This window comes from Methylomonas sp. LW13, assembly GCF_016865255.1.
In the GTDB taxonomy this organism is placed as follows: Bacteria; Pseudomonadota; Gammaproteobacteria; order Methylococcales; family Methylomonadaceae; genus Methylomonas.
In genome coordinates this window covers 4,742,822-4,755,652 of sequence record NZ_CP033381.1, presented here as the reverse complement: position 1 = coordinate 4,755,652, position 12,831 = coordinate 4,742,822, and the positions used below count along the sequence as shown (strand labels likewise).

Genomic DNA, 12,831 nt, shown 5'->3' with positions numbered 1-12,831 from the left:
TCGATCAACGTTGCACTCAATAACCAGACTAAAATGAAACCACCCTTGCTGCGTTTAACTCTTCCCTTATTAGCCTTATTTTTATTAAATGCTTGCACCAGCAGTTCGCCGGTAAAGCGAGAGAAAATGGCTTCGGTCAGGCCGAATATCGTGCAACAGCGACCGTATTATCAACCCCAGCCGGCACCCTATAAACCGGCGTTTTATACAGGGACTTTCCCAAAACCGGCGGCGTTGGAGCCGGCCGTGGATTTCTGGCGAAAAACCTATGCGGTCTGGCAGCGTTCCGAAGTGGCGTTTCATGACGACCGTTATTTGGATGTCGTCTACGAGGTGATGACCTTACCAGGCTATGTCGCGGAAGGCCTGACAACTGAGCAAAAAGACATGATCAGCCAGCGCCGCGAGTATTGGAAAGCACAATTGGCGGAATTGGAAAGTAAAGTGCGTTATGGCGCGGCGTTGAATGCCAACGACCGGCAATTGATCGCCAAACTGGAAAATAACGGCAGATCGCTTAATAGCGTGTTGCCTGGACTTAGCGACAGATTGCGTTCGCAACGCGGTACTCGCGAGCGTTTTAAACGCGGCTTGGAGATCAGCGGCCGCTATGATTTGCAGTTTAGAAAAACCTTCCGCGACGCCGGTTTGCCTGAGGACTTGGCTTATCTGCCGCACGTAGAATCCTCGTTTCAACCGTCCGCCAAATCCTCCGCCGGCGCGGTCGGTATGTGGCAATTTACCAAGGCTGCCGCCAAAACCTTCATGCCCGGCGGTGATCGCGTCGATCAGCGCTACGACCCTTTCGTGTCCGCCAACGGCGCGGCCCGTTACCTGAGTTACGCTTACGGTAAGCTTGGCGACTGGCCGGCGGCGGTAACTTCATACAACCACGGCATCGGCGGGATGAAGCGTGCACAAAACCAAGTCGGCAGCGACTTCGTGCGTATCGTAGACTCTTATGACGGCCCAGCCTTCGGGTTTGCCTCTCGCAACTACTATGCGCAATTCCTGGCCGCCCGCGAAATTGCTTCCAACCCCGAGCAGTTTTTCCGGGAAGGCGTCCGCTACGAAAGTCCGTTGGCTCCCGGTCAATACTTGGCCGTTGAATAAATCAGCGCTTAAAGCTTATTCCAGCGAGGCTGTCGTAAAGGGTAGGCTAGGCTGAACGCAATGAAGCCCAACCTACATTGCTGTTCTGTTTGTTTAATTCGAGGTGCGGACATGAATAACGCCGAGTCGGCAGCCGATACTGTTTTTCAACTCGGCCCACTGCCGATCAGTAACACGGTCGTGACTACCTGGGGCGTGATTCTGGGTTTTGTGGTGTTAGTCTTGTTGCTGCGCTTCAGCCGTCAGCCATCTTCATTGCGAAATTTGCTCGAAGCCGTGGTCGTGGCGATAGAAGGCGCGATTGCCGAAGTGTTACCGGCGGCATCGGTACGGCGGGTGCTGCCGTTCGTGGCCAGCTTGTGGCTGTTTGTGTTGGTGGCTAATCTGGTGGGTTTAATTCCGGAACTGCATGCGCCCACCCGCGACTTGTCCGCTACCGCCGCCTTGGCGGTACTGGTGTTTGGGTCTACTCACTGGTTCGGGATTCGTGATCGCGGCTGGCGAAAACATTTTCGCCATTACGCCGAACCCAGTATCATCCTGTTACCGTTTCACATCATCAGCGAATTTACCCGCACCCTGGCTTTAGCAATCCGCCTATTCGGCAATATCATGAGTCTGGAAATGGCGGCCTTGCTGGTGTTGTTGATTGCCGGCTTTCTGGTGCCGGTGCCATTATTGATGCTGCATGTAATCGAAGCGGTGGTACAGGCCTATATCTTTGGTATGCTGGCGCTGATTTACATCGCCGGTGCGTTGGAACCTGCCGAATCCGATACATCCGCCATGCCCGAGGAATAGCCATGAACGACATCCATTTATTCAGCATGATTTCCACCGGCGTGGCCGGTTTGGTGATCGCCCTAGGCACGATGCTGCCGGCTCTGGCAATGGGTAAAGCCATCGCCGCCGCGCTGGAAGCCCTGGCCCGCCAGCCGGAAGCCGAGAAAACCATCACCCGAACCTTATTTATTGGTTTGGCGATGATAGAGTCTTTGGCGATTTATTGTTTGGTGGTGGCCCTGATTGTGTTGTTTAGAAATCCGCTGCTTGAATATTTTTTAAAATAACTCAACGCAGATTGCTATATGACGCTCCAATCGTTTACTTGGACTCTTTGTCCAACCATTCGGTAAATTTGTCGAAAATAAATTTACTGCCGCGCATGGAAAGATGATCGTCATCGTAAAAATAAGACATGTCATCGTGCATGCCGCCGCAAGTCGATTCATCGCATAAATATTCGTAGGCGGGAAAAATCTTAATCCGCTTATGCGTGGCGGCATTGATAGCATCGACCGCGCGTCTGTAGTTTATATTGCGTTCTTCAAAAGACTTTCTGGACACATCGCACTCGGGCAGCGCTTTGTCTGTAATACGCAGTGGGCGCTCGTCCACACAGTTTTTAGCGCTTATACCAATCTCCGGTACGTCTTCAATAAAAACCACCGCTTTGCCCAGCTTTAAAATCTCATTGATGGTTGCGACATAGCCGGAAACAAATTGATTGTAATTTTCCGTCAATACATCATCCGGGCTTTTAATAATCCGATAGAGGTTTTTAGAATCAGTATTGCCGAAGCCAAAACCTTCAATGTACATCGCGCCTCTGGTCGCAAACACCACGCGCTGAATTGACGGGAATTCCTTCAGCAGCTTTAGCACGATAGGAACGACTACCCGGCATCTTGTCGATTTTTCGGCAAATTCTTCCGTCGGATTAATGCTCACCAGATCGATGAATGGCAGGCAGCCATTGACACCGACCAATGCCAGATCGTTCGAGCCCTTGGAAATGGAGTCGTAGACAAATTGCGCGGCGTGACTATCGCCGACCACCAGCATTTTTGGGGTGGCGGTGGTAAAGCGGCACATCAAATAATTGTAACTGGCCCCCTCCAATACCGTCTTACAGCGCTCATCGACCCAGTCCTCCGGTGTGTTGTAGAGCACTGTGCCGTTTACGTCGGCATACATTTTGGTTTTAGTCTGCGCATCGGCTTTACGAAACTCCAGGCCATCCCGGGAATATGAGGCGTAACCGACATAGCCGATACCCAGCATCAGCAGCAGCAGTACCGCAGTCTTGGTTCTGCTTTGACTGCCCAAACGTATCGGTTTTTCAATCAGTATGTAGGTCAGCCAAGCCAATGCCACGGCCAGCAACACCGCAATGGCGCGAATATTCATACTGGGTACGTCGGTCTCGATGATTTGCGCAAAAGACAGCAAAGGCCAGTGCCACAAATACAATGGAAAACTGATCAAGCCGAACCAGACCGCCAGCGGGTGGGATAAGACGATGCGATTAACCCAGGCATTTGGTCCAGCCGATATGATCATGACCGCAGCCAACATCGGGATTACCGCCCATCGGCCAGGGAAATTGAGATCTTTATTGATGATGAAAAAACCGAAGGCCAGCAGCAGTATGCCCAGAATGGAAAGCGCGTTGGCCAGAGTTTTGCCGTCGGCGGCGTGAGAGTTTCGATAAACCGCGCCAGCCAGCCAGCCGTCGAGCTTGAGCTTGATAGCAGAGAACGAGTCCTTCTTGTAGAGCGTCATCCAGGCCAGCAAACTACCGCATAACAGTTCCCAAAACCGGGTTTGCGGCGAGTAAAACGTCGCGACAGGATGGGCGATGACGCCTGTGATATTCAGGCCGAAAGAGACGACGGCAATCAGAACCGTAATGGTCAACAGATTGAAGTTCCGCTCCCAGGCAAACCAAAGCAACAAGGGCCAGACGATGTAAAACTGTTCCTCAATGCCCAAGCTCCAAAGATGCAGCAAGGGTTTAGTCTCGCCGGAGTTGTCGAAATAGCCGGCCTCGCTCCACAACACAATGTTGGAAACGAATCCCGCGCCGGCGGCAATATGCTTGCTCAACTGCTTGTACTCGTCGGCAAACAGCGCGAACCAACCGAAGACGTAACAGGCGACTAACACCAGAATCAGTGCCGGGAAGATCCGCTTAACCCGGCGGGCATAAAACTCGGTGAAGCTGAAAGTACCCTTTTCCAGGTTCTGAAAAATGATGGTCGAAATCAGATAACCAGAAATCACAAAGAAGATGTCTACACCTATAAAACCGCCTTGCAAACTGCTGGGAAAGGCATGAAAGGCGATAACCGAGAGCACGGCAATGGCTCTCAAGCCGTCAATATCCGGACGATACTTTGGGTGTGACAGATGTTCTTGCAAAGAGGTCATAGGGTAAAAAAAGCTAAGTGGGTTCGGGTTTCCCGGCTTATCTGCTCTGGCCCAGGCGGTCGGGCAGGCTCTAGCCTGGAAAGGCGGGCCGTATTCTAAGCCGTAAGTATTCGAGCCTCAAGACGTGCCTAAACGGCAAACTACGCAGGCTAAATTTTCAGGCATCGAAACCATTGCGGGGTTTAAGATAGCGGAGAAACCAAAAATCGGCGGTATTTTCGGAACAACGCCGCAAGTTCATATCCAACAAAACGGGTTACCCATCCATGATGCAATTCGACTGGACAACCTTCATCCTGGAAATCCTCAACTTTCTGGTCCTGGTGTGGATACTGCAACGCTTTCTGTACCGGCCGGTACTGGCCATGCTGGATGCCCGGCAGCAGCGCATCAAAGACGAAACCGAGCAGGCCGCAAAATTGCGCAACCAAGCGGAAGCCCTGCGTCAACAATACGAACAACGATTAGCCGCTTGGAATCAAGAACAGGAGACCAGTCGCCGGCAACTAGAGGAGGAATTAGCGCAGTTGCGCAATACCGCGACAGAGAATTTGAAACAAAACCTGGCGGACGAAGAAGCTAAATTGCGCGTCCGCAACCAGACGCTGATTGCGGGAAGAGAAGCGGCTTTGGTAAGGGAAGCGGCGGGCGCTGCTTACGGGCAGGCCGCGGCTATATTGCAACGATTGGCTTCGCCGCAATTGACGCAGACTATTGTCGAGGTATTTTTGCAGGATCTGCTTAACATGCCGGATAGCGAACAAACTGCACTGCGCAAAGCGGGGGCGATGCTGATTGCCGCTTCTGCGGTCGAGGTGCTTAGCGCGCACCCCTTGAGCGAAGCCGATCAAGCGCGAGTGACGGAGGCCTTGTCGACTGCTGCTGGACAAACCTTGCAAATCACCTTCAAGGAAGACTCGGCCTTGATTGCCGGGCTGCGCGCCATAGTCGGCGAATGCCAATTGCACGCCAATCTGGCCGATGAATTGGCGTTTTTCCGGCGCCAAGCCAATCATGGTTGAGTCGGTTAAACCCTACCAATTCGGCTTGCGCTTATCCGAGCGCGGCTGTGTGGCCGGCATCGGCGATGGCATCGCCTGGATCCGCGGCTTGCCGACGGCGCGGCTGGACGAACTAATCGGTTTCGACGACGGCAGCACCGGCTTGGTGTTTCAGTTGGGCCGGGAAGTGTTGGGAGCGATTCTGTTGTCGCAAAACCGTGGCGTCACCGCCGGCATGGCGGTGCAACATATCGGCCGTAAGTTAGAAGTGGGTGTGGGCGATGCTTTATTGGGACGGGTGGTCGATCCGCTTGGCAGTCCACTGGACGGTTTACCGCCGCCGGAATTGCGCCAGTTTCGCTCATTGGAAGCTGCCGCGCCGCCCATCATCGAGCGCGATTTCGTCTCCGAACCTTTATACACCGGCTGTAAGATCGTCGATACGCTGATTCCCATCGGTAAGGGCCAGCGCCAGTTGATCATCGGCGACGACGGCATCGGCAAAAGCGCGCTGGCCCTGGATGCTGTGCTGAACCAACGCGGTCGCAACGTATTGTGCGTGATGGTGTTGATCGGCCAGCCGCGTTCTTCCGTCGCCGGTACCCTAGAAGCGCTGCGTCAGGCCGACGCGCTGGCCTATACCGTGGTGGTGGTCGCTGAGGCCAACGCTTTACCGGGTTTTCGCTATCTGGCGCCCTTTGCCGGCTGCGCGATTGCCGAGCACTGGATGCGCATGGGCCGTGACACCTTGGTGGTCTACGACGATTTGACGCGCCACGCTCAGTCCTATCGCGAGCTATCGCTGCTATTGCAACGGCCGCCAGGCCGGGAAGCCTATCCGGGCGATATTTTTTATCTGCATTCCCGGCTGCTGGAGCGCTCCACCGTGTTGTCTTCGGCCTATGGCGGCGGCAGCATGACCGCCTTGCCGATTATCGAAACCCGCCAGGGCGAGCTGTCGGCGTATATCCCCACCAACTTGATTTCGATCACCGACGGCCAGATTTATCTGGAGAGCAAGCTGTTCGCGGCGGGCATGCTGCCGGCCGTCGACATTGGCCGTTCGGTGTCGCGTATTGGCGGCAAGGCCCAGCATCCGGCCATCAAAACCGCTTCCGCGCATATCCGCTTGGATTATTTGCAGTTTTTGGAACTAGAGTTGTTCGCCCGCTTCGGCACCCGTTTGGAAGCCGGTGTCGAGGAAAAGCTGCAACGCGGCCGTTTGCTTCGGGAAATATTGAAACAGGACCGGCTGCAACCTTTGTCCGAACGCGCGCATCTGGCCTGGTTGCTGGCCTATGGCGAGGGTTTGCTGGAAAACCTCAAACCGGAACAGGCGGCCGGCGTATTGGCCGGGCTACTGGCAAAATTGCCGGATACGTTGAGTTTGGATTCGCCGAAAAAGCAATGGTTGTCAGTGTTGCGGCAACTCTTGGCGGATAAAACATGAGCCAGCGCCGGGAAGTCGAGGCGCGCTTAGCCTTGTTCGACGATTTGTCCGGCATTCTCGGCGCCATGCGCAGTTTTGCCTTGGCCGAGCTGCGGAAAGTGGGTAAGCGTGAAGCCGCGCAACAACAAGTCGTGCAGTCGCTGGAAACGGCCTTGGCCGATTTAGCCGACAGCTTGCCGGAGCCGGCTTTAAGCGCGCCCGCGAAAGACATCTGGCTGTTATTCGGTTCCGTGCGCGGCTTTTGCGGCAGCTTTAACGAAGACGTGATCCGTTACTGGCAGCAAAATGCTGATCAGCAGGGCCCTCTGATTCTGCTTGGCGAACGCCTGCACTCAATGGTTGAGGAACGCGCCGCATTGCAACGGCTGCGCGGTGCCGAAGGTGGTCTGGATGCGCCGGCAGCGATAGATAGTATTCTGGCGGCGGTGGCAGAGCTGCGCGGCGTCGAATTTGGACTGATAGCTTGTATTCGTGACGAACAAGGGGCGCGCAGCCAACGTCTTTGGCCTCTGGCGAATGTGGCCAGCCACGCCCGGCTAAACCCGCCGCTGACTTTCGCGCCGGCAGCGGAAGTGGCTCAAGGCGTTGCCGAACATTATCTGTTTCATACCTTGCTGGCCTTATTGTTACGCTCTATTCGGGTCGAAAACCACATGCGGCTGATGCAGATGGAAACCGCGTTGCGGCATCTGGAGCGAGGCGGCGAAGAATTACAACGGCAACGCAACCGGCTGCGCCAGGAAGAAATCGTCGAGGAAATCGAGTTGATGGTGGGGCGGCATGGCACCGCTGCCGGCTTATAAGCCATATTTCTTACGTTTTCGCCAAAAAGTCGCCCGGCTCATCCCTGCAAATTGCGCGGCCTGTTCCAGATTGTCCGGGTTATTTTCCAAGGCTTCGCGGATCAATTCCGCTTCGTTTTGACTTTTTGGGCGCGGTGCAAGATGCTGGTCAAGCGTTGCTGCCGGTCTAAGCGGCTCACGAAACTCGGGTGGCAAATCGCCTATGCCGAGTTCGCTGCCGCGGCCTACCGCATAGGCGTATTCGACGACATTATTCAGTTCCCGGACATTACCCGGCCAGCGGTAATCCAGCAACAGGCGCATCGCTTCCGGCGCGATGCGGTCGATATGGCGATGGCCTTGGGTGTTATGCCGGTCTATCAGGTGTTGCAGCAACAGGCTGATGTCCTGGCGACGTTCGCGTAGCGGTGGCAGAAAGATCGGCACTACCCGTAAGCGATACATCAAATCTTCTCGAAACCGCCCGGCCTTAACCTCTTCGCGCAACGATCTATGCGTGGCGGCAATAATCCGCACATCCACGCTGACCGCGCTATCGCCGCCCACTGGGGTGAAATTACGTTCCTGTATCACCCGCAGCAACTTGGCTTGCAGCTCCAGCGGCAACTCCGCTATTTCGTCCAAAAATAAAGTACCGCCGTTGGCACGTTGAAACAAGCCGGCATGATTACGCACCGCGCCGGTAAATGCGCCTTTGACGTGGCCGAACAATTCGCTTTCCAACAGGCTGGGGGTCAAGGCCGCGCAGTTGATCGCCAAAAACGGCTGATAGTGCCTAGGGCTTTCCAGGTGCAAGGCATGCGCCACCATCTCTTTACCGGTGCCGGATTCGCCGCGGATTAACACGGTGGCCTCAGTTTCGGCGACGTTGCGGATGATTTTGATGGCCTCTTTCATGGCCGGGTCGCGCGACAGAATGCCGTGAAAGCTGTCGCTGTCGTCCGGTTTTTGCTCGGGCGCTGTGTCGCTTTGCGGTTGCAGAAATTCAATCGCCCCGGCGAAGCCGCCGTTGTTGTCGTAGAAGGCGCGCGCGGTTCGATAACAATTCAGCGTCCGGCCATCCGGGCGATGTATCCGCACCTCTTGCGACTTGACGATGCCGAGTTCGGCCAGGTTGCAGGGATCGTTGCCGCTGTCGCAATTCAGCGCGGTTTTGCAAGGCTTGCCTACGGTCTCGGTTGCGTTCAGGCCGAACAATTGTTCGGCGCCTTTGCTCCACAGCAAAATGTCGCTATTGCTGTCTACGATAAAGGCTGCGCCGCTTTCGAATAAATCGGTCAACACTTCTACGACTTGATCGGCGCCGATTTGGCCGAGCCAGCGTTTGAATAGGGGGGAAGAAGATGCCATGCGTTCAAGCTCGTTTTGTTTCAGTGATGTTTCAAGTGTATCAGCATCGTTTCAATATTTCATATTGAAACGCCAAGCTTGGCCATCGCGAGGTCGCTTCATCAAACCTATCGACTTAATTCTTTAAGATAAGAAAACTAAAATAATCAGTTAAAACAAGGGTATATCTCTATTTGGCTCATGTTGCGAAGAGCTGGTTTTGTAGGCGGTGAGGATATAAATACTCCCGGTAAACTGGCACGAGTATTGATATACAGCACTTATATTCTTTTTACTTTGCGCTTAATGAGGCGGGTCATGATTTTCAGACAACTCTTCGAAAAAGAAACCTCCACCTACAGTTATTTGTTGGGATGCGAACGCAGCCGTCGTGCCTGCCTGATTGATCCGGTGGCGTCGGAGCTGCCGATTTATATCGATTTGCTGCAAAGCCTGAACCTCAAGCTGATTTACACATTCGAAACCCATGTGCACGCCGACCACATCACCGGCGCCGGTTTGTTGCGGGAAAAACTTGGCAGCAAGAGCGTGGTGCATCGGGATGCCGGCGCGCTGTGTGCCGATTTGCTGGTCACCGACGGGGTGTTATTGCAAGTGGGCGATCTGGATATTCAGGTGCGGCATACCCCCGGCCATACCGGCGGTTGCGTCAGTTATGTGATGGCTGATCGGGTGTTTACCGGCGATGCCTTGTTGATCGGCGGTAGCGGGCGCACCGATTTCCAGCAAGGCGATGCCGGCCAGCTGTATGACAGCATCACCGGCAAGTTATTCACATTACCGCCTGATACGCTGGTGTATCCGGGGCATGATTACCAGGGTAATACCGTGTCAACCATCAAACAGGAAATGGCAAAAAACACCCGCTTGGGCCAGGGGCGCACTCGCGCCGAGTTTATCGGCATCATGAGCGAGTTGAAGCTGGCGTATCCCAAGTTCATTGATCAGGCGCTGCCGGCCAATCAGTCCTGTGGGACGCCGGCCGAATAGGCGGAGTTAGCCGATGATCCTGACGCTAATCTTGGCAATCTGTATCGGCCTGCTGTTGGGCTTGTTGGGCGGCGGCGGTTCGATTTTGACGGTGCCGATGCTGGTTTACGTGCTGCATGTACCGCCCAAGACCGCGATCGTCACCTCATTTGTGGTGGTGGGTGTCTCCAGCCTGATGGCGTTGATCCCGCATGCGCGGCGCGGCCATGTCTGCTGGAAAAGCGCGCTGGTATTCGGTTTGGCCGGGATGCTCGGCGCATTCGGCGGTGGCCGCTTGGCCGGCCATTTTTCCGGGGACTGGCTCATGGTGTTTTTTGGCGCGATTACATTGTTGACGGGTCTGGCGATGATTTTCAAGAAAACGCCAAGCCAGCCGGCTGTTGAGCAGACGTTACCGATGTGTCCTTTACAAACACCGGTATTGCGATTGTTGTTCGACGGGGTTTTGGTCGGTGGGCTGACCGGCTTGGTGGGGGTCGGTGGCGGATTTTTGATTGTGCCGGCATTGACCTTGCTGGTGGGTTTGCCGATGCCGGCGGCTATCGGTACGTCGTTACTGGTTATTGTCATGAACGCTAGCGCCGGCTTGAGCGGCTACGCGAATCACGCCCAACTGGATATTCCGTTGATGGCGCTGGTGACGGTGGGTGCGGTAATGGGCAGTTTTCTGGGTGGCTGGTTATCCAACTTCATCAGCGCGACCGCGTTACGCCGCGGGTTTGGTTGGTTCGTGATACTGGTGGCGGTTTATGTATTGTTTAACGCGCTGAGCTGGCAACTATGGGCATCGTTAGAGCTGTGGCAGGATGACGAACGTGCCTGGCGACGAGGCTTGGCAGGATTGGCCGCCTTGTTGGCGCTCGGTTTGATAGGCAACCGCATTCATAGCACTACGCCGCGCAGAGAAGCGTTGCCAATGTCGCCCCGCCATCACCTTTGAATTAGGCTAGACTAATATTGACGGTTGTGCTACGCCGTTGATTCCGCCATCCGGTGCCAACCGCCTGGCGTATAACTATAAAAAATCGTTTGAGGAGGGTATATGTCTTATTCAATCAATACGTCACGTCGGCGCTTTTTTGCACAAAGTGGAGCGGGATTAATGGCGTGGGCTGCGGCGCCCGCATGGCTGAGAGCGATGGAAAACATGGCCGAGATGCCGACGATGCCGCCGCGCAAAGCCTCGGCCAATTTTCACCCGGACGTTGAATTGGACTTGATCTGCAAACCAAACGCGGTGGCTATTTTGCCCGGCCAGCCCACGCGCGTGCAGCAATATTTTGCCAAGTTGGTGAAGGGACCGGCGCAGACTTTAGCGGAAATTCCCGGCTCTTATTTGGGGCCGATACTGCGCTTCGAAAAGGGCCAAAAGATCAGAATCAATCTGCATAATCAGCTTAACGAACCGAGTATTACCCACTGGCATGGTTTGCATGTACCTGCGGAAGTGGACGGGCATCCGCTGTACACGATAGACAGCGGCCAAGTGTTTGTGTACGAATTTGAAATGCTTAATCGTGCCAGCATGAATATTTACCATCCGCATCCGCACAACACCACAGCCAAGCAGGTTTATCACGGTTTGGCGGGTGCGATTTTGGTTAACGACGAGGAAGAACGGCGCCTGGAACTGCCCGGCGGCGAATACGAAGTGCCGATCGTGATTCAGGACCGCAAGTTCGACGCGAATAATCAATTGCAATATGTGCATGCCATGCACGACAGAATGATGGGTTTTTACGGCGACCGGATTTTAGTGAACGGTCTGGCCAATTTTCAGCTCGACGTCGCCAGTCGAGCGTATCGTTTCCGCGTCCTCAACGGCTCAACGGCGCGCATCTACAAACTGGCTTGGGACGACAAATCGCCTATCACCGTCATCGGCACCGATGGCGGTTTGTTGGAAGCACCGGTCAATAAACCTTACGTGATGCTGGCCCCCGGCGAGCGTTTGGATATTTGGGCGGATTTCAGCGGGCGTAAAGTTGGCTCTCAGTTGGTGTTGCGCAGCCGTTCTTTTTCCGGCGTATTGCCGGGCATGGCCGAACGGATGATGGGCGGTGGTCAAGGCGATCATGGCCGTATGGGTGGCGGCATGGGTATGCATGCTAGCGCCATACCGGTGGGTAGCGACTATCCGATTTTTACGGTGAAAGTCACCCGGCAGCAAAGTGATAGTCCGAAATTACCTAACAGCCTGGCGAAAATTAACCATTACAGCGTAAACGACACAGCCAATCCCGGTAAACCGGTGCCCATCGCTATTTCGGAAGGGCCGATGCGCATGGTTTTAAATGGCCGGCCTTATGCTTATAACGATATTTTGCCGAGCGAGCGCATTCCCGTAAATACCGTGCAATTGCTGGAAATTTTTCATGCGCATGGCGGTGGCGGACACGGCGATAAAGCCGGTGGCGAGCACAGCAGTGCCGAGAAGGCCGATGCCGGTTCCCACAAAATGGGCGGTATGGGCATGATGGGTGGTATGCGGCATGGTGATAACAACCAGGGCGAAGGTGAGCACCGGCGCATGGGTATGATGGGCATGCGCCACGGCGGCGATAACGCAGAAGCCGGTGGGCATCAGATGGGCGGCATGGGCGGTATGAGCGGTATGGGAGGCGGAATGGGTATGATGATGTCCATGGCCCATCCGATTCATTTGCACGGCCAATATTTTCAAATCCTCAGCCGAACCATCGCCAATAACGAAAGCGCAGATTACGCCACGGTTAAAGAGGGTTTTATCGAAGGCGGCTGGAAAGACACGGTGTTGGTGATGCCGGGCGAGCGGGTCAAAATCATCAAGCCCTTCCAGGATTTTAAAGGTTTATTCATGTACCACTGCCATAACCTGGAACATGAAGATATGGGCATGATGCGCGATTTCCTGGTGGTCTAACCGGAAAGC

11 protein-coding genes are annotated in these 12,831 nt (G+C 54.6%); 9 read left to right on the top strand and 2 right to left on the bottom strand.

Annotation, left to right across the window (positions count from 1 at the left end):
- The first annotated feature begins 33 nt into the window (after window positions 1-33).
- From JL719_RS21570 to JL719_RS21560, 3 genes are all read left to right on the top strand, one after another.
- Window positions 34-1,113, top strand: coding sequence for a lytic transglycosylase domain-containing protein (locus tag JL719_RS21570; protein WP_033157703.1), 1,080 nt, complete (start codon window positions 34-36; stop codon window positions 1,111-1,113).
- A 111-nt stretch (window positions 1,114-1,224) separates the two neighbouring features.
- On the top strand, window positions 1,225-1,914 hold the full coding sequence (locus JL719_RS21565; protein WP_033157704.1) for a F0F1 ATP synthase subunit A: 690 nt from the start codon (window positions 1,225-1,227) through the stop codon (window positions 1,912-1,914).
- A gap of 2 nt (window positions 1,915-1,916) precedes the next feature.
- Complete coding sequence (locus JL719_RS21560; RefSeq protein ID WP_020483596.1) at window positions 1,917-2,183, top strand: F0F1 ATP synthase subunit C; 267 nt, start codon at window positions 1,917-1,919, stop codon at window positions 2,181-2,183.
- A gap of 34 nt (window positions 2,184-2,217) precedes the next feature.
- On the opposite strand, the gene JL719_RS21555 is transcribed toward JL719_RS21560, so the two are convergent.
- Window positions 2,218-4,326 (bottom strand): acyltransferase family protein, encoded by a 2,109-nt coding sequence (locus JL719_RS21555; RefSeq protein WP_033157705.1) that lies wholly within the window; start codon window positions 4,324-4,326, stop codon window positions 2,218-2,220.
- Between the two features lie 266 nt (window positions 4,327-4,592).
- Here JL719_RS21555 and JL719_RS21550 point away from each other — a divergent pair, with 266 nt between their 5' ends.
- The 3 genes from JL719_RS21550 to JL719_RS21540 are packed head-to-tail and all read left to right on the top strand — an operon-like array spanning window position 4,593 to window position 7,580.
- Window positions 4,593-5,348, top strand: coding sequence for a F0F1 ATP synthase subunit delta (locus JL719_RS21550; protein WP_084153350.1), 756 nt, complete (start codon window positions 4,593-4,595; stop codon window positions 5,346-5,348).
- Window positions 5,308-6,777, top strand: coding sequence for a F0F1 ATP synthase subunit alpha (locus JL719_RS21545; protein ID WP_051670150.1), 1,470 nt, complete (start codon window positions 5,308-5,310; stop codon window positions 6,775-6,777). The genes JL719_RS21550 and JL719_RS21545 overlap by 41 nt, the downstream gene beginning before the upstream one ends.
- Window positions 6,774-7,580 (top strand): F0F1 ATP synthase subunit gamma, encoded by an 807-nt coding sequence (locus JL719_RS21540; protein WP_033157706.1) that lies wholly within the window; start codon window positions 6,774-6,776, stop codon window positions 7,578-7,580. The genes JL719_RS21545 and JL719_RS21540 overlap by 4 nt, the downstream gene beginning before the upstream one ends.
- On the opposite strand, the gene JL719_RS21535 is transcribed toward JL719_RS21540, so the two are convergent.
- Window positions 7,575-8,930 (bottom strand): sigma-54 interaction domain-containing protein, encoded by a 1,356-nt coding sequence (locus JL719_RS21535; protein WP_033157707.1) that lies wholly within the window; start codon window positions 8,928-8,930, stop codon window positions 7,575-7,577. The two genes, JL719_RS21540 and JL719_RS21535, sit on opposite strands and share 6 nt — an antisense overlap.
- A gap of 297 nt (window positions 8,931-9,227) precedes the next feature.
- Between JL719_RS21535 and JL719_RS21530 the strand changes: the two genes are divergently transcribed.
- From JL719_RS21530 to JL719_RS21520, 3 genes are all read left to right on the top strand, one after another.
- Complete coding sequence (locus tag JL719_RS21530; RefSeq protein WP_033157708.1) at window positions 9,228-9,920, top strand: MBL fold metallo-hydrolase; 693 nt, start codon at window positions 9,228-9,230, stop codon at window positions 9,918-9,920.
- Between the two features lie 13 nt (window positions 9,921-9,933).
- Window positions 9,934-10,860, top strand: coding sequence for a sulfite exporter TauE/SafE family protein (locus JL719_RS21525; protein ID WP_033157709.1), 927 nt, complete (start codon window positions 9,934-9,936; stop codon window positions 10,858-10,860).
- 102 nt (window positions 10,861-10,962) lie between these two features.
- Complete coding sequence (locus JL719_RS21520; protein WP_033157710.1) at window positions 10,963-12,822, top strand: multicopper oxidase family protein; 1,860 nt, start codon at window positions 10,963-10,965, stop codon at window positions 12,820-12,822.
- Window positions 12,823-12,831 lie beyond the last annotated feature (9 nt).